The sequence below is a fragment of the Candidatus Hydrogenedentota bacterium genome (genome assembly GCA_016791475.1).
In the GTDB taxonomy this organism is placed as follows: domain Bacteria; phylum Hydrogenedentota; class Hydrogenedentia; order Hydrogenedentales; family JAEUWI01; genus JAEUWI01.
The window spans coordinates 16,331-37,477 of record JAEUWI010000051.1; the positions used below are offsets into that span (position 1 = coordinate 16,331).

General features: G+C 62.2%; 14 protein-coding genes and 1 other RNA gene. 6 read left to right on the forward strand and 9 right to left on the reverse strand.

The features are described 5' to 3' along the window. Positions 1 to 129: 129 nt before the first annotated feature. The 3 genes from JNK74_22100 to JNK74_22110 form a co-directional block, all read right to left on the reverse strand. Positions 130 to 1,269 carry an exo-alpha-sialidase gene (locus tag JNK74_22100; GenBank protein ID MBL7648878.1) on the reverse strand — a complete coding sequence of 380 codons (1,140 nt, stop codon included), beginning with the start codon at positions 1,267 to 1,269 and terminating at the stop codon, positions 130 to 132. A 256-nt stretch (positions 1,270 to 1,525) separates the two neighbouring features. Further along, positions 1,526 to 2,437 (reverse strand): dihydrodipicolinate synthase family protein, encoded by a 912-nt coding sequence (locus tag JNK74_22105; protein MBL7648879.1) that lies wholly within the window; start codon positions 2,435 to 2,437, stop codon positions 1,526 to 1,528. 743 nt (positions 2,438 to 3,180) lie between these two features. Continuing rightward, positions 3,181 to 3,861, reverse strand: a complete 681-nt coding sequence (locus tag JNK74_22110) for a GntR family transcriptional regulator (protein MBL7648880.1) — start codon at positions 3,859 to 3,861, stop codon at positions 3,181 to 3,183. Positions 3,862 to 4,386: 525 nt separating this feature from the next. Between JNK74_22110 and JNK74_22115 the strand changes: the two genes are divergently transcribed. Continuing rightward, the gene (locus JNK74_22115) at positions 4,387 to 6,024 is read left to right on the forward strand and encodes a HEAT repeat domain-containing protein (protein MBL7648881.1); all 1,638 of its coding nucleotides are present in this window, start codon (positions 4,387 to 4,389) and stop codon (positions 6,022 to 6,024) included. Between the two features lie 68 nt (positions 6,025 to 6,092). Here the strand turns inward: JNK74_22115 and rnpB are convergent. Further along, positions 6,093 to 6,461: RNase P RNA component class A (rnpB, locus tag JNK74_22120), an RNA gene on the reverse strand. Between the two features lie 153 nt (positions 6,462 to 6,614). Between rnpB and ptsP the strand changes: the two genes are divergently transcribed. Beyond that, positions 6,615 to 8,240 (forward strand): phosphoenolpyruvate--protein phosphotransferase, encoded by a 1,626-nt coding sequence (gene ptsP, locus JNK74_22125; GenBank protein MBL7648882.1) that lies wholly within the window; start codon positions 6,615 to 6,617, stop codon positions 8,238 to 8,240. 10 nt (positions 8,241 to 8,250) lie between these two features. Here ptsP and JNK74_22130 read toward each other — a convergent pair whose 3' ends face one another. The 3 genes from JNK74_22130 to JNK74_22140 all read right to left on the reverse strand — a co-directional run bounded on the left by JNK74_22130 (position 8,251) and on the right by JNK74_22140 (position 11,146). After that, the gene (locus tag JNK74_22130) at positions 8,251 to 8,958 is read right to left on the reverse strand and encodes a hypothetical protein (GenBank protein ID MBL7648883.1); all 708 of its coding nucleotides are present in this window, start codon (positions 8,956 to 8,958) and stop codon (positions 8,251 to 8,253) included. Positions 8,959 to 9,180: 222 nt separating this feature from the next. Beyond that, positions 9,181 to 9,951 carry an enoyl-CoA hydratase gene (locus JNK74_22135; GenBank protein ID MBL7648884.1) on the reverse strand — a complete coding sequence of 257 codons (771 nt, stop codon included), beginning with the start codon at positions 9,949 to 9,951 and terminating at the stop codon, positions 9,181 to 9,183. 52 nt (positions 9,952 to 10,003) lie between these two features. Further along, on the reverse strand, positions 10,004 to 11,146 hold the full coding sequence (locus tag JNK74_22140; protein ID MBL7648885.1) for an SGNH/GDSL hydrolase family protein: 1,143 nt from the start codon (positions 11,144 to 11,146) through the stop codon (positions 10,004 to 10,006). Positions 11,147 to 11,314: 168 nt separating this feature from the next. Here JNK74_22140 and JNK74_22145 point away from each other — a divergent pair, with 168 nt between their 5' ends. The 4 genes from JNK74_22145 (at position 11,315) to JNK74_22160 (ending at position 18,272) form a co-directional block, all read left to right on the forward strand. Beyond that, complete coding sequence (locus JNK74_22145) at positions 11,315 to 12,283, forward strand: prolyl oligopeptidase family serine peptidase (GenBank protein MBL7648886.1); 969 nt, start codon at positions 11,315 to 11,317, stop codon at positions 12,281 to 12,283. A gap of 5 nt (positions 12,284 to 12,288) precedes the next feature. Beyond that, positions 12,289 to 14,910: an aminopeptidase N gene (gene pepN / locus JNK74_22150; protein MBL7648887.1), complete on the forward strand. Its 2,622-nt coding sequence runs from the start codon at positions 12,289 to 12,291 to the stop codon at positions 14,908 to 14,910. Then, a complete protein-coding gene (locus tag JNK74_22155; protein ID MBL7648888.1) occupies positions 14,907 to 16,046 on the forward strand; it encodes a dienelactone hydrolase family protein in 1,140 nt (379 codons plus the stop codon). The genes pepN and JNK74_22155 overlap by 4 nt, the downstream gene beginning before the upstream one ends. 165 nt (positions 16,047 to 16,211) lie before the next feature. After that, a complete protein-coding gene (locus tag JNK74_22160; GenBank protein MBL7648889.1) occupies positions 16,212 to 18,272 on the forward strand; it encodes a response regulator in 2,061 nt (686 codons plus the stop codon). A 78-nt stretch (positions 18,273 to 18,350) separates the two neighbouring features. Here JNK74_22160 and JNK74_22165 read toward each other — a convergent pair whose 3' ends face one another. Both JNK74_22165 and JNK74_22170 read right to left on the reverse strand, forming a co-directional pair. Next, on the reverse strand, positions 18,351 to 19,403 hold the full coding sequence (locus JNK74_22165; GenBank protein MBL7648890.1) for a PA0069 family radical SAM protein: 1,053 nt from the start codon (positions 19,401 to 19,403) through the stop codon (positions 18,351 to 18,353). 78 nt (positions 19,404 to 19,481) lie between these two features. Then, a complete protein-coding gene (locus tag JNK74_22170) occupies positions 19,482 to 21,080 on the reverse strand; it encodes a response regulator (protein ID MBL7648891.1) in 1,599 nt (532 codons plus the stop codon). Positions 21,081 to 21,147 lie beyond the last annotated feature (67 nt).

Here is a 21,147-nt window from a genome sequence, read left to right on the forward strand (position 1 = left end):
GATTGATGGGGGAACTATGAAGGCAGAACGCTTCTTGCTCTCCTTCTTCTTCGTGCTCTTCGTGGCCTTCGTGGTGAAATATTTGGCTGCGGCCAATGGCTGCTCTAAGTTCGTTGTGGTTAAACTCTTCTACTCCACATTCAATACAACATAACTCAGGCTCTTGTAGTCGTCGCGCTCGTAGAGGCAACCGAGGCGGCCATCTTTGAGCACGACGAGGGCGCTGTAGGCGAAGCCGCCGGGGTAGATGATCTGGTCTTGCATCCAGGTCTTCCCGCCGTCCGCGCTGCGGAAGAGTGTGCCATTTTTTCGTTCATCGATTGTGTTGGGCAGGGTGTGGAAGAGTGTTACCTCTCCCCCGCTGTTCACGCGCGAGACGATACTGCTCATGCAGGGCGGGGTCCGCAGCGCGGATTCGAGGCGGGCGGACGACCAGGTCTGGCCGCCGTCTCGGCTTTCGGAGAGGATGCGCTCTGCACCGCCGTCCTGTAGTCGGGCGGACAGGATCAGCTTGCCCTCGGCACACTCGGCGATCTGCGCTTCGGTGCCCCAGCCGGTGATGTTTTCGTAGGAAATGCGCTCGCCGAGCTGCCAGGTGCCTCCAAGATCATCGCTGAAGGCCGCGCGGAGATTGTGGAGCTTGTCTCCTTCGCCGAGGGGCATGTTCTCGTAGAGGGGAAGCACGATGCGGCCCGCGTGGGGCCCCTGCTGGAGTTGGATGAAGTTTCCTGGACTGCCCACGGCGATCACGTCGGGCTGGCGCAATGTGCGGGTGATATCACGAGGCGGGGACCAGGTTGCGCCGTCGTCGTCGGACTGGATGATAAAGGACTGGCTGTTCGCAGGGCCGTCGTAGCCCGGCTCGACACGCTTTGCGTGATCCATGGCGCGGCCGTGGTAACCCTGGGGATAGCGATGGTAGACCAGGAGGACGCGATCGGGTTCATGAAGCGCGAGGGCGCAGGGATCGTTCAGGGAATCTTTCCCGGATTCCGCGACGACCTGCGTGTCGCTCCAGGTTTTGCCGTCATCATTGCTGCGACGGAGGATGATATCGTTCTCGCCGTGATCGCTGTCCAGCACGCGACCCTCGGCGAAGGCGAGGAGGGTGCCACTTTTCGACTGGACAATGGCGGGGATGCGGATGGCCTCGTAGGCGTCGTTGGATTCGCGGGTGAATACGGTGACGGCGTCTGGGACTGGTGGCGCGGCGAGAGCGAGGGATGGGATTGCGAACGCGGACACGAGCAAGAGGAAACTAAAGATCATGCTGTCGCTCCTTGATTGCACAGAAACACGGGCTTTCATGCGTGGACCTTGGTGGCACCCAGTTCTTCTCGCGAAGTTTGCTCCGCAGAGCGGAACGGTATGCATTCCCACGGCAGACCGTGGGAACGAGTGGCATACGTAGTCTCTATAAAGCGTGGGACAGTCCTATGGGTAAGTACGCTATAAAACAGCGAGTGCTCGTCGTTGGGACACGCGAACTTTAAGAAGCTGGGTGGACCTTGCTGGACAGTCCCATTCATTGCATCGCCCATTTCTCGAAGAAATCGATTTTTTCCAGGGCCACGCGCAGTGACGCGCACTCTGCATCGCTGAGGGTGTGGAGCGGCAGGCGACAGGGGCCGCAATCGAGTCCGAGCAATCTCATCATGGCCTTCAGACCCGCCATACCTTTGTACTCGAGAACCAGCGTAACGATCCGTCCGGCTTCTACCTGGAGGGCGATGGCCTCGCTGGTGTTCCCTGCGTCGTAAGCCGCGAGGGCCTTCTGGAAGAGGGGCGCCATGAAGCTGTAGGTCGTGCCGACGGCGCCGCTGGCCCCCAGACTGTGACCGGTGACGCAGAGATCGTCCACACCGAGGAACATCTGAAACCGGCCGTCAGCCTGACTGACACAGCCTTGAAATTCGTGGAGGAGGTGGCTGCTGAACTTTACGCCGGCGAAGGACGGAATCTGATCCGCCACGGCCCGCAGCAGCAAGCGCACGTCGAAGCTGACGTTGGTTACCGTGGGAATGTGGTAGTAGTAGAAGGGTAATCCCGGCGCACCCATAGCAATTTCTCTGAGGCACGCCGTCAGTTTATCCAGACTGTCCGGCTTGAAGTAGATGGGCGGCAGCGCACTCACGGCATCGGCACCAATGGCGGCGGCGTGCTCCGCGAGGCCCCGGGCTTCCCAGTTGCTCGCATGCCCCACCTGCACGATAACCGGGATGCGCCCGTCGGCGGCCTTGACGTAGGCCTCGGCGGTGGTCTTGCGCTCGGCGGTGGTCAGCAGGGGGCCTTCGCCGGTACTGCCGTTGACGTAGAGACCGCCCAGCTTGTACTGGACCATGCGATCGACGATGGCGGGAACGAGGTCCAGGTTCAAGGTGCCATCGGCATGCATGGGCGTGAAGGTGGCGGCGATAAGACCGGAGATGGACTTCATGATGGTGCTTTCTATATCCGTAGGAGAGAAAACTAAAAATAAACTTTATCCATGCGACGTGTTTGTCGCCATGGGCGACACTTATCAAAGGGAAAGGCAATAAAAACTACCGATGTCCGCGTCTATCCCGCTCTTGTGGTACTCATTGCAGCTATCAATAGAGCGCCAAGGTGGGTTAGGCGTCCCGTCTGACCGATTCGACCTGGCTTTCGATAATGATTGAACATTGCGGCAACAAACGCAAGTGGCGCACGAAAATGCAGATTGCCGGAATGCGGCAGAGGCGCTATGGTCAGGCGGGACGCCTAACCCACCTTGACTTGCGAAATGGGGCTGGAATAACCGCATAGCGTCGCAGTGGATCTCAGCGCCATAGCGCCGCATGCAGGCTTACCAAAAGTAAACAGCTCGACGCGTCGCCTAAACCCGCCCTTCCAGAAACGACAACTGCGCATTCATCCCGCGCTGCACGTGGGTGGCCATGGCCTCGCCCGCCGTGTAGGCGTCCCGCCTGACCGAATCGACCTGGCTTTCGATAATGATTGAACATTGCGGCAACAAACGCAAGTGGCGTACGAATATGCAGATTGCCGGAACGCGGCAGAGGCGCTATGGTCAGGCGGGACGCCCAACCCACCTTGACTTGCGAAATGGGGCTGAAATAACCGCATGGCGTCGCAGTGGATCTCAGCGCCATAGCGCCGCATGCAGGTTTACCAAAAGTAAACGGCTCGGCGCGTCGCCTAGACGCGCCCCTCCAGAAACGACAACTGCGCATTCATCGCGCGCTGTACGTGAGTCGCCATGGCCTCGCCCGCCGTGTAGGCGTTGCCGTCGGCGATGGCCTTGGCGATTTCGCGATGCTCCTCCACCGTGAGCGCCGGATCCTGGGGCATTTTGTCGCGGGGCTTGCAGCGGGTGATGTGGGCGAGCAAGCGTGTGGCGTGGGCGGCGTGGCGCAGCCACTCGTTGTCCGCCGCTTCGATGATCGCCTCGTGAAAGGCCGTATCCTGGGCGTGCCACTCGTGGATGAGCTTGCGATCCGGCGCGGCGGGGTCCAGCTTCTCCAGCGCGGCGGAAAGTTCGGCCAGGGTGTCGCAGAGGGACAGCAGATTGCGCTTCTGGTGCGCCTGAATGTTGTCCGCCGCTTCCCGCGCCGCCAGCACTTCCATCTGCTCGCGGAAGGCATAGAGTTTGATGAGATCCTTCCCGCTGAACTCGCGGACAAAGGCCCCCTCCCCCGTGATCTGCTCCACCAGGCCGTCTTCGATGAGGCGGCGCACGGCATCGTGAATCGCGGGCGCGCCCACCTCCATCTCATCCGCCAGGGCCTGATCGCTCAGGCGCATGCCGGGCGGGTATTCCCCCGTAGTGACTTTCTTGAGGAGCTGCTCGTAGACGGCTTGGGAAGTGAGGGCGTTCATGGGAATGGAGACTCCGGCGGCCTTGGGCCGATGCTGCGGGTTGTGGCATCATGCTAACGGCTGCCGACGGGCAAGTCAAACCGGAGAAACCAAGCGAGGGCAATGTATGCGGCATGGAATTCAGAATTTGACGATAGCAGTAAAGGCGGCATTTCCGATGACGGGTGTCGTCCTGATTATTGCTCCGTATATGCTACGAACGCTTTTCGCGATGTCGCGATAAGAGGGGAGCGTTTTGGCATTGCCACGGGGGCCGTGGCAACGAGTGGGGTTTCGTTATGGCATTCGGGGTTTCGAATTGCGCCAGCCTGGGGACTTTCAGCGCCTGGGATTACGCAACCGGGCCCAACCCGTTTCGGATAGATTTCCTTCGTGAGGCAACGAAGGCATTTCGAGTAGATCTACTGTGAGGGAGTTCGTCCGCTTGCTTCGGGGCCCCCGAACACACGACAATTTTGTCGAAACGGTCGGCTGTGGCTCAGTTGACCCCGTTGCAAACGAAGCATGAAATTGCGAAGGCGGATAATGCAGTTTAGAAGGCCCTTTTCCGGCGCGTGTGGGCGGCTTGTCATACTCCTACTCCTCATTGCCGGGCTAGTGACGAATGGAGGCGCGCCGGCGCAGGAGTCCTCGGCCCCGGCGGCGGCGGCCGTGAGCGAGGGAGAGCTTCGTCAGCTCGTGCATCAGCTTGGCGTGGAGGATAGCAGCCTTCGCACGGAGGCGCATCAGAAGCTCATTACCCTTCGCGCGGAGGCGGCGTCGGCGCTGGCGGCGTGTGTCGGGGATTCCGGAGAGACGGTCGAAGCGCGGCGCGCGGCGGCCCATCTCCTCGGCGGTTGCGGAGCGCAGGCGGATGTTGCGGTTCCGGCGCTGGCGGCGGTGATGGGCGACACGTCGGTGAATATCGAAATCCGGCGCGCGGCGGTGTATGCCGCCGGTGTGATGGGTCCTGCGGCGCGCGACGCGGTATCGGCCCTGGGCGGAATTCTGGCGGACGCGGAGGAGGATTCGCGGATCCGCACCAAAGCCGCCGCGTCGCTGGGCTTGATCGGGGAAGGGGCACGGCCCGCCCTTTCCGCGCTTCTCACGGCGGTCGGTGATCCTGCTGCGGTGCTGAGAACCCAATCCGTGCTGTCCCTCGGGAAAATCGGCGTGTCGGCGTCGGAGGCGGCCCCGGTACTTATTCGTGCCCTGGACGACGGTGAACCCGATGTGCGTGCGGGTGCGGCAGAGGCGCTTGGCGGCTTGATCGATGGCCCCGGGGTCGCGGCGGCGCTGATTGGCGCGCTGGACGACGGCGAATCGCAGGTCCAACTGGCGGCGCTCCAGGCCCTGTCGAAAGCCGTGCCGACGTCGCCGGAGACAATCGATGCGGTGATTGCGCTTCTGGAAGCCTCCGACGCGTCCGTCCGGGGTGCGGCGGCCGAGGCCCTCGGGGGGCTTGATCCCAAACCGCTGAGTGCCGTTCCCGCGCTGATCGCGGCGCTGGCGGATCGGGAACCGCTGGTGAAGTTCAGTGCCGCCGTAGCCCTGGGTTCCTTCGGGAGGGACGGCGCGGCGGCAATACCCGCGCTATCCCAGGCACTCCTGGCGAAGGACGACCGGAATGAGAGCCAGATTGTTGAACCGGATATCGTGGCGGCGCTCCGGTTGGTCGGGGCCGACATGGCGGCAGTAATCCCTCCGCTCGCCGAGGCGCTCGAAGGGGGAACGGAAGATGCCCGGGGCCGGGCGGAGCGGGCGTTGGGCGCGATAGGTGCGGAAGCCCTGCCGGCGCTTGCGGATGGGCTGGTGAGCGAAAATGAAGCCACACGCCGCGCCGCCACATCGGCGCTCAACACCATAGAATTTCCGCTTGCGGTCGAGCCCCGTCTAAGCGGCGAACAGGCGTGGGAACTGAAGCGGCACTATGAAATTTCGCTCTTTGATCTCGAGCGCCAGGCCTACGTGAATCCGACCTTCAAGGCGCGGTTTGAGCAGGCGGTGGCCTGGCTTGGGCCGCTGAGCAAAGCTCCGACGACGAAAGCGGCCGCGGCAAGAGACGCCCATACCAAGGATCGACCGGCGCTGGGTTGGGTGTTGCCGGGCGCGGGCCTGCTGTTGGTGGGGCTGGTGGCGGCCGTGTCGCGATACCTGCGCACGAAAAAACGCGCAAAGGGCTGAGCCATGGCGGGTTTGGGGGCGACCTGGCCCGTGAATCGGAGGGATCGGACCGATCCGGTTGAAAAAAAAGCGCGAGCAGGCCTGTAAGCCGGGTTCTGTCTAGGGGCCTGAGCCCCCGAGACGGCCATTCATCTGGGACGCGCGTCGCCGTGCGCCTCTAGCTTCCTACCCGGGAGCAGCGCGGGCCACGCCAATGCTCCCCTATTTGGAATTGCTCCAGGTGGGGTTTTGCAAGCCGCCGTGTCGCCACGACGCTGGTGCGCTCTTACCGCACCATTTCAACCTTACCGGCCTTCCGAGGAAGACGTAGGCGGTGTGTTTTCTGTTCCACTTTCCGTCGGGTTGCCCCGCCTTCGCGTTACGAAGCACCTCGCCCTTTGGAGCCCGGACTTTCCTCCATATCCCCGAGGGGATACCGCGACCGTCCGGCCTGCTCGCACCGTAGTATAGCGGATAGAGAGGCCCCGCCGCGAGGCCCTTGCGATACTTCGAAAAGTGCGTTGCGTGTTTGTTGTTTCCGTGCTATGCTGGAGCGCGCCTTCCGGCGGACCGGCGGGCAAGTCGACTCCGTTCAGGGCAGCGAGAATTTCATGGCAACGACAACCGCCACAGCGGAAATGCAGTTTTCCGGCCTGGCCATCAGCGAGGGCGTGGTATACGCCCAGGCGGTTGTTCTTCATCCCGTCACCCACCAGTCCGTGCCCTGGTTCCGCATTTCCAAGAGCGGCGCCACGCGGGAGAAGGCGCGGGTGATCGAGGCCATGGCGGAGGCGGCGCGGCAACTCACGGAACTCATCGATACGGTGGAACTGCGCGTGGGGCGGGCCCAGGCCAATATATTTGTGGCGCAGCGCATGATGCTGGAAGATCCAACACTCCACATTGAGATCATGCAGGCCATCGATGAGGAGCACCTCAATGCGGAGGCCGCCATAGCCAAGTGCCTCGACCGCTATGAAAAGTTGCTCCAGGAGGTGGATAACGAATACATGAGCGAGCGCGCCTCGGACATCGGCGAGTTGCGCCGCCGACTGCTGGATATCATGATCGCGGAGAATGGCCCCCCCGCGCGCTCGGAGAAGCGCAGCCTGTCCAACGACTTTCACATCATTGTGGCGGCCGACCTGACGCCGGGCGAGACGGTGAACTTAAACACGGAGAAGACGCTGGGCTTTGTCACCGCCCACGGTGGAGCGGCCTCCCATGCGGCGATCCTGGCCCGCGCCATGGGTATTCCTTCGATCAGCGGGATCCAGCATATCCATAATATGATCAATACCGGCGACTACATCCTGATGGATGGCGACACGGGCGATATCTTTCTCAATCCGTCCCCGGAGACCCTTTCCCTCTACCCGACGGCCCGGCGTGTCTCCGCGCAACGCGCCCGCAAAGTCGAGGCCGTGGCGGGCTTCCCGGTGCTGGCGAACATCGGGCTTACGGACGATTTGGAAGTGCTGGAGCAGGTGGGCGCCGAGGGCATCGGACTCTATCGTACCGAGTTCGAGATTCTGGCCTCGGGCCGACTGCTCGACGAGGAAACCCAATACGTCCGCTATGCCACGGTGGTGGAGGCGATGGCGGGCAAGCCGGTCTTCATGCGTCTGCTCGATCTTGGCGGAGACAAAGACGCCCCGTTCCTGTCCCTCACGCGGGAGGAAAACCCCTGTCTGGGCTTTCGCGGCGCACGCTTGTTGCTGGGCCGTCCCGACCTGCTCGTGCCCCACGCGCGCGCGCTGGCCCGGGCCTCGTGCCATGGCCCCATCCATGTGACCTATCCCATGATCGTGGACGTGGAACAGTTTCTCGTGTTGCGGGAGCGCATCCGACATGCGATTGCGGACATCGAGGGCCACCACCTGATTCACGGGGTCATGTTCGAGGTGCCCTCGGCGTGCCTGCTGGCGGATGAGCTGATGGAAGTCGCCGCCTTTGGTTCCATCGGCACGAACGACCTGATCCAGTACATCTTCGCAATTGATCGGAACAATGAGCGGGTTGCGGGGGACTACGACCCGGACAAGCCGGTTTTCTGGAAGATAATCGGCCAGATTGCCGAGGCCGCGCGCCGACATGGAAGACCTCTTTCCGTCTGCGGCGAGATCGGCGGCCAACCCCGCTACCTGCCCAAACTGATCGAGCTTGGAATCCGGTCGGTCTCGGTCAGTCCGCGCCAGATCGGTCTGGCTCGGGCCACCGCGCGGAAGTACCTGTAGCGGGCCGGGGTCAGATCCCGTCGAAGGGCTTTCCGTAGCGCCCCAGCGTGCGGGCGCTGTCTTCCGTGAAGGGGAATTGCGCATTGGGATATTTCAGAAATTCCGCGTGACCATCGAGATACAGTACATTTCCGCCACCGGGCACATGGGAGAAATCGATGGTCTTCGTGCTGGCATGATCCCACATCAGGGGAATACTGCTGCTGGCCTTCGCACTGGCGCCGGGGTTGTTGATATCCGTTATCATGAATCGCTCGATGCCGTCTCGCAGGCGATAAAGGGTGTTGCCGCCCGACACCTGGGTTCCCGCGTAAGCCGCGGAGACGGTAAAGTCCGCCCGGCTCGCTTCGCCGCTCGAGGCCACGTTGCGGGCGGCCAGTTCACCCCAGGGCGTACCGGCGTAGGCGGGTTCTTCGTGCCGTCCATTGGGCCCCACCCCCAGGGTCCCCACGAGCGGCCCGATGATATTTCGGTCTTCCATGATCAGCCAGCCGGTGTAGTGGTAGGGCTCCTGGCCGATCTCCTCCGGCTCGATCACGCCGTCCCCATCACCCTTGCCGACGTCGTAGCGCTCCAGCGGTCCGCTGGTCGCCCCCCAGGAGGGGCACCAGATCACGTTGTAGTCGTTGATGTACTCGGGAAACATCTCCGGGCCGTTGAACATCATCTCGACGCTCAGGGCGCCCGTGATCGTCCGGATTTGGCGCGGGGGATACATGCCGCGCTCCTCCGATGCGTACATGGCAAGGGAAAGGCCCATCTGCTTCAGGTTATTTGCGCAGGCCGTCCGCCGGGCCGCCTCGCGCGCGCGGGACAGGGCCGGCAACAGGATGGCGGCAAGGATACCGATGATGGCGATCACCACCAGCAACTCGATCAGGGTGAATCCTCTTTTCACGATCATGAGAACTTTCTTCTGGACAGTCTTTCTGGCTATGTATTAGTTGAACTTGGAATAATCGGGCGCCCGTTTCTCGGCAAAAGCCTGGAAGGCCTCGGCCGCTTCGGGCGACATGAGGCGGGCCGTAAACTGCTCAAACTCCACGCGCATCACCTCGGCTACGGCATCTCGATCCCGCCCGCGAATCAGCGCTTTGGATACGCGCACGGCTTCGGGCGGCTGAGCGGCCAGTTGGCGCACGACGGCCATCGCGCCGTCCACCAGGTCCGCAGATTCGAACTTAGCATTGGCGAGCCCCATGCTCACCGCCTCGGAGGCGTTGAATTCGCGCCCGAGCAGCAGGAGCTCCGACGCCTTCGCGGTACCCACCAGACGGGGCAGGAGCAGGCTCGACGCGGCTTCGGGACACAGCCCCAGATTCACGAAAGGCAGCTTCAGGCGGGCACTGGCGCCCAGATAAACCAGGTCGCAGTGAAGCAGCAGCGTGGTCCCCACGCCGATCGCCACGCCATCCGCAATGGCCACGAGCGGCTTGCCAAAAGTGGCGATCGCCTTGAGAAACTGGCCCACGGAAGAATCTTCACCCGTGGGGGGATGCTGCATGAAGTCCATCAGGTCGTTACCGCCCGTAAAACAGCCATCGGTGCCGCGAATGACGGCGACGCGTACGGAAGGATCCGCCTCGGCCGCCGCGAGGCCATCCGCCAGCGCCTGATACATCGCGACGGTGAGGGCGTTCTTCTTCTCCGGGCGATTGAGCTGGAGCGTGGTAACGGCGTCGGCTGTAGTGATGAGAATGTGATCGGTCATGGAGGGTTCCCTGTGGTGTGGCTCGTATTGGCCCGGCCTTTGAAGTATAGGCTCAGTCCGTCAACAACCTTGCAAGGAGCGGCGCCAGCACATCGGCCTGGCGGAGGAAACCGAGGTCGGTCGGATGGGTGCCATCTACGGTGGCGAGGCCATCGGCGCCGAGCAGGTTGTCGCAGGGGACATACGTCAGGCCCGCAACGCCCTCGGCCAAGAGCTGCTCGTAGACTTTCTTCAGTTCCACGTTCTTTGCCACGTGTCCTGCGTCTCCCTCAAAGAACCAACTGCTCTGGTAGATGATATTCTCCACGAGAACGATGGGCGTATCCGGGTGCGCCGCGCGCAGCGTCTTTACCGTCGGCGCGACGCGCTCCGCCACCTGCTCGGGGGTCATGTTGGGCAAGCAGTCGAGGACAAAGGCACTGGCGTCGATCTCGGCGATAAGCGAGGCCATCTCGGGCTCCATCTTCCCATTGCCGGAGAAACCCAGGTTGATGTGCTTTCGGTCAAGGCGCTGGCCCACGATAGCCGGGTAGGCCATGCCGGGCCTGGACGCGCAGCCGCCGTGGGTAATCGAAGTGCCGTAGAACAGGATCGGGCGCTCATCGGCCCGAGCGGGCGCCTTGGCGAGGGTCGTGCCGGGCTTCACGCCGATTTCGAGCTTCTCCGTGCCGTTGTAGAGCGGCAGGAATATCATGTACTCGTGCATGCCCGCCGGCGCACCACCCACAAGCTTCGCCACGTTGTCCATCTGCTGGCTTGGACGCCCCTGGGCGAGCCAGCGCCAGCGCGCGCCATCCTTTGCATAGAGGTCCAGCCCGCTTACGCCGGTGGCGGGCATGTGGGGCATGGCGAGGTTTTCGCTTCGCACGGACCAGCGCGCGGAGATTTCCGGCGAATCGCTGACAAAGCGAACGGCGAGTCCGGCGGAGTGGTGAGACAGGGACCAGACGGCGGGCGGGGCCAGCTTCTCGGCCTTCGCGGGGAGGCGGTCGTAGGGGTGGGCATTCTCGGTCCAGCCCTGGCCCTCAAGGCCCAGTTGCAGCGCATCAAACCACTGGATGTCCGCGGCGGGGTCTTTTACCGCAAAATTTGGATCCAGCTTCTCCACTTCTTTCGGGTCGGCGGCGAAAACTGTCGAAGCAAGAACAGTAAACGCGGCGACTATTGCGAGGAACGGAAAACGAACTGCGAGCATGATCAAAGTCTCCTGGGTGCGGCTTATGCCGAAGCAGTGTAGGGGGGCACACCGCCGGGAATCAATGTTGCAGGCGGATGAAGGCGTGAGTCGTGTGGGACCAGCGGTGCGGCCCCATAAGACCCATGACACCCCTTCGCTGGATCTTTCCCGGAGCCCCGGTCTACCATGGCGCATCCACTTACCAGGAAGGACGACACGCCCATGCTCCAGTTCATCGCCTCGCTGCTCATGCTCGCCGCGCCCCCCGTGGGAGACATTCCCTACGAGACGATCACCTTTGTCAGCTCCCACGACCAGACGGAGCAGCCCGCGCGCTTTTATCCATCACCGGTGGATGGCCCCCAGCCCTTGCTGGTGCAACTCCACACCTGGAGTTCGGACATCAATTCATTTAATCCCGACGACTGGGTGACTGCGGCCCGGTCACACGACTGGCACGTGGTGGTCCCCCACTTTCGCGGAGCGAATAAGAATCCCGAGGCCTGCGCATCGCCCGCGGCGCGACAGGATATCCTCGATACGGTCGCGGCCGCGAAGGCGCGCGCAGACGTTGACCCATCGCGCATTTACCTCTGCGGCGTATCGGGCGGCGGTCACATGGCCCTGGTGATGGCGGCCCATGCGCCCGATACCTGGACTGCGGTCTCGGCCTGGGTCGGCATCAGCGATCTGGCGGCCTGGCATGATGAAACGAAGGCCGCAGGCCGGAATTACTGGGAAGATGTGGTGGCCTCGGCGGGGGGCGCTCCCGGCAGCAACGCGGCAACGGACGCCCAGCTCAAGCTCCGATCTCCCCTTTACCACCTGGCTGCTGCGGCGGGTCTGCCCCTGGACATCAACACGGGCATCCACGACGGCCATACGGGATCCGTGCCAATCCACCACGGCTTGGATGCCTTCAATGTCATCGCCGAAACGCTCGGCCTGCCGCTTGTTTCTCAATCCCGTATCAACGCGCTCTCTCAGGAGTGGACTCCGGCCGCGACGCCCGTGGTGGACCCGAACTACGAACGGGCAATCCATCTTCGCGAGGAGGCCGGCCCGGCCCGGGTCACAGTGTTTGAAGGCGGACACGACTGGTTACCCGATTCCGCTTGCCGTTGGCTCGCCGGACACGCGAAGCACAAGGAATGATAAACATGATGAGACACGCCGGCCTTGCCTGCAGCCTGATATTTTGGCTTGTGGACGTTGCTTTTCTCGCGCCGTCGGCCCTGTGCGCTCCCGTGCGCTCGGATTTGGACGACCTTACGCGGGAGATGGCCGAATTTCGCCGCGGCCAGATTAAGTCGGTCTCCTATGCCTTCGACCTTGCACTACGGGAACGCTCGGAGACCTTTGAGGGTACGGCCCGACTGCAGGTGCAACTTCATGACGCGGACGCGGCGCTCAGTATTGACTTGAAGGCCCATGCGCTGCATAGCGTGTTGGTCAACGGAAAGGCGGTTCAGAATCTGGTCGAACGGAACGGTAGTTTCGACATTCCGCCCGAACACCTTTCGCTGGAGCCCTTGGAAATTGTGGTCAACTACACCGGCGACTATTCGAGGTCCGGCGAGGGCTTGTGCCATTTCACCGATCCTGTCGATGATAAAGAGTATCTCTACACCAATCTGGAACCGTATGGCGCCCATCTGGTGGTTCCCTGTTTCGATCAACCCGATATCAAGGCCACGTTTTCCCTGACCTTGGAGGCCCCGGCGGCTTGGGTGGTGATCGGCAACATGCAGGAGGCGTCTCGATCATCGTCCGGGACCGTTCAGAAGGTGACCTTCAGACCCACGCCGCCCCTGAGCACGTACCTGTTCTTCCTGGGCGCGGGCGACTACCAGGTCTGGCGCGACACCCACGATGGCCTGCCCCTGGCCCTCTATGCGCGCGCGTCCCTGGCGCAGCACTTCGATCCGGAACGGCTCTTCGCCGAAACCAAGGCGGGCCTGGACTACTTCAATGCGTTTTTCCAGTATCCCTATCCGTTCGACAAGTACGACCACATTTTTGCGCCCGAGCTGAATCCCGGAGCCATGGAAAATGCCGGCGCGGTCACGATGAACGAGCACATGATCTTTCGCGGGGCCGTGAAAGCGGAGAACTACCGCGATCGCAACAACACGCTGCTCCACGAAATGGCCCACATGTGGTTTGGCGATCTCGTCACCATGGCCTGGTGGAACGACCTCTGGCTGAACGAGAGCTTCGCGACGTTTTCGGCCTTTCTCGCCCAGGACACGATGACGAAGGATCCCGCGATCTGGCAGGATTTCTACGGCATGAAAGGCTGGGCCTACTATCAGGACCAGCTTAGCACGACCCATCCGATTGAGGCCGAGGTTCCCTCCGCACGGATGGCGATGGACAATTTCGATGGCATTACCTATGCCAAAGGCGCTTCCGCCTTGAAGCAGCTCTGGTTTAGAGTGGGCGCCGATGCCTATCAGCAGGGTGTGGCGGCCTATTTCAAGGCCTTTGCCTGGCGAAACGCCACCCGCGCGCAATTCATGGACGCCATCGCCCAGGCCTCCGGCACCGACCTCGGCGATTGGACCGAGGCCTGGCTCAAGACGGAAGGGCTGGCGCAGATGGTGATGGACATCACATGTGACGACGATAGGATCCAGCGGCTGTCCATCCGCCAGACGGCGGTGAACGCGACCCGGCTCTCGCCGCACAGAACGCAGGCGGCCCTCTTCTATCTGAACGCCTCGGGCAAACTGGAACGGCGCGAAGTGCTTGCTGTGGACTATGCAGAAGCCCTGACCGATGTGCCCGATCTGGTTGGAAAGCCCTGTCCCGATTTCATCGACCCGAATTTCGGCGATATGGACTACGGCCTCTTTTTTCTGGATCCCCGTTCCTATGACACGATCATGAATCATCTTTCCGCGCTGGAGGAACCGTTCCAGCGCAGGATGGTCTGGGGCACGCTGTACGCCATGGTGCGACATGAGAAACTTCGGGCTTCGGACTTCATGGCGCTGATTCTTGCCAACCTCCCCACCGAACACGATCTGGGTGTCCTGGAGTACCTCCTCGGCGGACGTGTTATCAACGAGACCCTGTTTAACTTTCTCGCCCCGGAGCACCGCCCCGATTTCGCAACGCGACTCGTGGGAATTCTGATGGAAGGGCGCGACAAGGCCCCGGGCGACTCCGATAGCTGGTTACTCTGGCACGACGCCCTGGTGAGCCTGGCCTCCACCAGGGAATCCATCGACGTTCTTCGCCCCCTGCTCGAAGGCAATACGCTGGACCAGCCCCGGCGGTGGAACATTGTGAGCAAGCTCGCTCAGTTGGGCGCCCCGGATGCGGAGGCCCTGCTGGAGGCGGAGCTCGTGCGCGACCCCACCGATCAAGGCCATCGCGCCGCCTTTGGCATTCGCGGCGCCATCCCGACGGCGGAGGCCAAGCGGGCCCAGTGGGAGCGTCTCGCCGACTCCGGGCTTTCCCTCAGCCTGCAGCGCGCGGGGTCGGGTTCGTTCCACAGTGCGCTCTACCCCGAGCTTTCCGAGCCTTACGTGGACAAATGGTTTGAGGCCGTTCGCACAACCGATTGGGAAACCGAGCAGCATCGAATTGGCGTGTGGTTCGACAATCTCTTTCCGCCGGTCTATACCCCCGAGTTCCTCGAACGCAGCCGGAGAGAACTCGCCGCCGCCAATCTGCCACCGCGCGCCCACCGCGCCTGGCAGGAATCCAACGACCAGATCGAGCGCGTGATCGCCATTCGCGCCTATGATCGCAGGAGCCCCGACACCCAATGAAAATGCGCATTTGCACACTTGCCGTCATCGGCACCGGACTGTATAGCCTGTTTGCGGTTGCGGAGAGCCCCGAATCGCCCGGCCCTTATCCCGTTGGCGTCACGACGATTCAGATGCAGGATCCGTCCCGCATGGATCCGACACTCAAGGCCCCCCGACCGCTGCTGGTGGAAATCTGGTATCCGGCGGCCGAATCGGCCCGTGCCGGCACCCCCGCAAAGTTCACGGATTTCTTCATGGGCGGAAAGGACATACAGATGAACACCATCTTGACGATTGCCTTCCGCTTCAATATCACGGAAATCGACAAACATTTTAAGACCCTGGCGGTGCGGGATGGCGAGATCGCGGACGGCAAGTTCCCCCTGCTGATCTTTTCCCACGGCAACGGCGGCATGCGCTCCCAGAGCACCTTCTGGTGCGACCACATGGCGAGTCACGGCTACATCGTTGTCGCACCCGATCATACGCGCAACGCCTGTGCGACATCCTTCGAGGGCAAGGTGATCCCCTATGACAACGAAGGACGGCCCCAGGCGGCGCTGGATCGCCCGAAAGACGTGAGCTTTCTGATTGACCAGCTCGGCCAACTGAACGGTGACGCCAAGTCTCATTTTTTCGGAAAGGTGGATCTCGAGAACATCGGCGTTGCCGGACACTCCTTCGGCGGGTTCACCGCGATGGCCGCGGTCGCCCAGGACCCGCGCATCGACGCCATCGCCCCGATGGCCGGCGTGGTGCCCGAATCCATCTCGGCCTCCCCCCGTCCCCTGCTCCTTTTCATCGCCACGGAAGACGACACGATCGGGGAGAAAGGCAACGCCGGCGCCCGGGCCTATTTCGAGGCAACCACCGCGCCGAAGTACCTTGTCGAATTCAAGGATGGCGGACACTACACCTTTTCCGATATGGACCAGATCAATCCGAAGTGGGGCGACGGCGCCGGATCGGGAACGCGCATCACCAATGGCCAGCCGCTGGAGTACTTCTCCATGCGGCGGGCCCACACCCTCACGAATGGCTATAGTGTGGCCTTTTTCGATAAATTCCTGAAGGGCGATAGTGACGGGGATGAATACCTGAACGCGAACCAACTCGAGGATTCCATCATCCACAAGGCCAATCACGGCGGCTGAACGCCGACTTTGGCCGCCCTCGAATCGAGGGCTTCAGAACCGCTATACTACAGGCCTATCAGGTCATCGCGGTGGGAGTCTGGGAAGCCCGGATAAACACGCAGTGCCGGACGGTCAGTGATTTGTGGTTATGATACGGTGGGAGCCGACGCAATGGATAGACCCATGGATAACGAGATGGCGCTCGTGCTGGATCTCCTGGGCGGGTGTGTCCTTTGCATTGATCCGCTTGGAACCATTAGCTATCTCAGCGACGAACATTCCCCTCCCCTCTTCGGACTTCGAACCGCTACGCCGGGGAAAACCTTGCCTGATCTCGTTCCCGAGGGATGGCTGGCGCCGCTGGAGTCGCTGCTCGCGACCACCCTGCGGACGAGAACGAAGCAGAGCCTGCAAATTTCTCCATCCCGCGGGGAAGACGAGCGAGGCGTCACAGCCTCCGCGGCGCCGCTGCGCGACCAGATCGTCATTGTCCTGCGGGCGGACGCCCCTCCCCCGGCGGCGGCCATCACGGGTGTGGACAATAGCGAGGCCCTCGTCCCGGCATCCGTGGCCCGCGCCATGGCCATCGCGGCGGAGCAGGCCAGCGAGGCCAAGAGCAGGTTTCTGGCCAATATGAGCCATGAGATTCGAACGCCCATGAACGGGATTATCGGTATGCTCGAAATGCTCCGCGAGACTCCGCTGACCGGGGAGCAGGAGGAGTTTGCCGACATCATGTGGACCTCCGCCGAGGCACTGATGGTGATCATCAACGACATTCTCGATTTTTCCAAAATGGAAGCCGGTCGACTCGACCTCGAGTACATCGATTTCGATCTGCGGACCTGCGTCGAGAGTGCCGTGGAACTCATGAGTTTCCGCGCGATTGAGAAGGGGCTCAATCTGGCCGTGGTCGTAAGCCCCGAGCTGCCCCGCACCGTCAGTGGAGATCCGGGACGGATCCGCCAGGTCCTCTTGAACCTCCTGAACAACGCGATCAAGTTCACCCACGCCGGGGAAGTGGCCGTTCATCTCGATCTGGAAGCACAGACCGAATCGGGCTATACCCTGCGTTTTACCGTGAGCGACACGGGCATCGGAATTCCCGAGGACATGGTCGAATACCTGTTTCAACCCTTCACGCAGGCGGATGCGTCCACGACGCGCACCTTTGGCGGTACCGGACTGGGTCTCTCCATCTGCCGGCAGCTCGTCATCGCCATGCACGGCGCCATTCAGGCAAAGAATGGCCCGAATGGCGGCGCCCGTTTCACCTTTACCGTCCAGGTCCGCGATGCACGCAAGGACGAGGACACGTCCGAACCGGCTGTCGCACGGGCCCCGGCGTCGGTCCGGATTCTTATTGTCGACGACAACCGGGCCAATCGGATTATGTTTCAGGGGCTGTTGCGGCGCTGGGGGTACCAGACCGCCGAGGCGGGATCGGGCCAGGCGGCGCTTGAAGCGCTGAACGCGGCGTTGCATGAAGGAAATCCTTTCCATATCGCCCTCATCGATTTCCACATGCCCGAGATGGACGGCGCCGCGCTTGGAAAGCGGATACGCGCCAATTCCGCGTTCAACCCGCTGGCCCTTGTCATGATTCCCTCCGCCCCGCAGCGGGGAGACGCCCAGCGGCTCCGCAGCGCGGGGTTTGACGGTTACCTGCCCAAGCCCATGAAGCGGGACGAGCTCATCGGATGTATTGAGGCCCTGCTCCGCCGTGCCGCGACCGGTCGCGATCACCACGACGGCCTGGTGACGAAGTACACCATTGCCGAGACCATGCGTAACGCGGGAAGTATTCTCGTGGTGGAAGACAACCCGGTGAACCAGAAGGTGGCGCGCCGCATGCTTGATCGTTTGGGTCTGCGTTGCGAAATAGCGACAAACGGTGCGGCGGCCCTCTCTCTTCTGGGCCAGCGATCTTTCGACCTCATTCTGATGGACATCAATCTTCCCGACATGAGCGGCATGGAACTGACCGGACAGATTCGGGCCTGGGAAGGCGAGGTGATGCATGTCCCCATCGTCGCCATGACCGCCGACGCTATGGCGGGCACGCGGGAACGCTGCCTGGAAGCCGGTATGGACGACTATCTTTCCCTTCCGGCAAGACTGGCGGATTTGAAGTCGATTGTGGCAACCCACTTGCCCATCGCGAAGGCCCAAATGGCGCTCTTGAATGAAGCTTCCACCTCAACCGAACCAACCGGCCGGGAATCCGCGGTCCCCCCTCGCTGAACGGGCGCGACTCGGGACGAGTTTTTCCCCGCGCATCCGAATCATGGTTAACTCGGGCGAGCGCCAGGAAGAGCGGGATCAAAACAGGGCGAGCTGCTCGCCGCCAGCGGGTCGAAACCCGTCAGTCCGAAGGGGCATGGGGCCATCTTTGAAGCCCAGGCGCTTGTGGAGCAGGTTAAATAGATGGGCCACCTGATCGGCGTGAAATCCCGTGCCCCGCATGCGCTCGCCGAAAGCGGATTGATACAGGGCTCCCCCGCGCATCGAACGGAGCCGTCCCAGTACTTTCTCTTTGCGGTCGGGATAGTATTGTTCCAGCCACGCATCAAAGAGCGGTGCGACCGCGTGGGGCAGGCGCAGCATCACATACCCCGCATGGCGGGCGCCCGCGTCATATGCGGCTGAAAGCAACGCGGGAATCTCGTGGTCGGTCAGCCCGGGAATCACCGGCGCCACCAGGACGCCGACCGGCACCCCCGCCGCGCGTAGCGACTGAATGGCGTCCAGGCGTTGCTGGGGGGAAGAACTCCGGGGCTCCAGAATGCGGTTGAGCCGCAGATCGAGGGTGGTGAGGGAAAGGAGCACCCCGGCGCAGCCCTGCTCCGCCATGGTGGCGAGAATATCGATATCCCGCGTCACCAGGCGGTTCTTTGTCACGATGACCGTCGGATTGCGGTACTTCCAGAGTACCTCCAGACAGCCCCGGGTCAGCCGTTTCTCACGCTCGATAGGCTGGTAGGGATCCGTCACACCGCTGAGGGCGATAACATCGGGTTTCCAGGACTTCTTCGCCAGGGCATCTTCCAGGAGGGCCGCCGCGCGGGGCTTGTAAAAAATCTGGGTCTCAAAATCCAGGCCGGCCGAGTAGCCCATGTATTCATGGGTCGGGCGCGCATAGCAATACACACAGCCGTGCTCACAGCCCCGATAGGGGTTGATGCTGAAATCGAAGCCAACATCCGGGCTGTCGTTCTGGCAGAGGATGCTTTTGGAACTGTCCTCGCGGAAAACCGTAGGGACCCGCGTCGGCCCGGCCGGTTGGTCGTCGCACTCATACACGAGGCTTCGTTCCTCGAAGCGATTCTCCGTATTCCACCAGGTTCCGCGCCCGGGGATGGTTTCATCATCAATCAGTCGTAGCGTCATGGCTGTTCACCTCGTGAGACAGCCTAGCACATACTGAATATTTGTTCAAGTGTCTGCCGTGCGCTAGAAGGGAAATTGCATCAAAACCCGCTGGACTACTTGAATCAGCTCATTCATGCGATAGGGCTTCTTCAAGAACCCGTCCATCTGGAGATCCGCATAGCGCGTCCGCGCCTCCACGTCCGCATAGCCGCTGCACAGCACGATGGGCGTATCCCGGCGAATGGCGCGAATGGCGGCCGCGACTTCATAGCCGTTTTTACGGGGCATCGTCATGTCCAGCAACACGAGCGAGAGGGTGTCGCAATGCTCCCGAAATGCGGCGATGGCTTCGTCCCCGTCGGATGCGGTGAGCACCACATAGCCGTGCTGCTCCAGAATAAGCTGTCCCAGCACCCGGACCATTTCTTCATCGTCGGCCAGAAGAATTCGGGTGGCGCCGTCGCTGTCCTCCACGAGGCGGTCCGCGTCATCCAGCACGCTCTCCGCCACGACCGTGGGATTCATGAGCGGCAGATGAATGCGGAAGGCGGTACCCTGGCCGGGGATGCTGAGCACGCGCACCCCGCCCTTGTGGGCGCGCACGATCCCCATTACGGCGGCGAGGCCCAGCCCGCGACCGGCGAATTTGGTGGTGAAGAAGGGGTCGAATATTTTGTCCAGCGCCGCTTCATCCAGTCCGGATCCGGTGTCTTTCACTTCGAGGTAGACGTAGCGCCCGGGGGCAAGATGTTCATCGAGGTAGAGCGAAGCGAGGTAGGCCTCGTCGGCGTCCACCAGGCCCGTCTCAATGCGGATATCCCCATTGTCTTCGCCCAGGGCGTCCGAGGCGTTGGTAACCAGGTTCATGACGACCTGCTGCAACTGGGCGGCGTCTCCCGCCACTTCGGGCAGTTCGGTCGCCAGGGCGTACTCCAGTCTTGCTTTCTTCGACACCGACGAGCGCAGCAGATACTGCATGCCCTCTATGAGGAGGGAAAGATCGACCGCGTCGGCGACAAAGGTGCCGCCGCCGGAGTAGGCCAGCATCTGCGCGACCAGATCGGAGGCGCGCTGGGCCGCTTTCTGGATTTCCATGTTGCAGTGGCCGATGAGCTGCCTGCCCCCCACTTCCGCGGCGATAATATCGGAATTGCCCACGATGACGGCGAGCAGATTGTTGAAGTCGTGGGCGATACCGCTGGCGAGAACCCCCAGGCTCTCCAGCTTCTGCATGTGCCGCACGTGCTCCTCCATCCGCGCCTTGTCTTCCTCCAGAAGCTTGCGCCGCTCCATTTCTTCAAGGGCGGTCTGGTGCATGGTTCGGTAATCCTGCACGCGCCGGGTCAGCTCGGTGACATCCTCCACGGTGATGAGGGCGTGCCAGGCCTCGGCGGTCGCCTCGGGACCGTCGCCAACCGGAACAGCCATGACGGTGGTCTGCTGGACCCGCATCTTTCCGCCGGCCAGCTCGGCGGGAAAGAGGTGCTTGTGCAACTGGGAGGAAAAGACCGTCGGTGGCCCGCCCTGAAACACGGTTTCGATGCGGCTCCGGTAGCGGGCCTCGCCCAGGTGGGGAAAATAGTGGGTAATGGGGCGACCGAGGATGTCCCGCGCGCGGATACCGGTCCAGAAGGACATGCACTCGTTCCAGAAAACCACCAGGTAGTCGCTACTCAGCACGCACACCCCGACCGGCACATGATTTAGCAACGAAAAACGATTTGACTCTGCGTGCTCCCGATGTTCC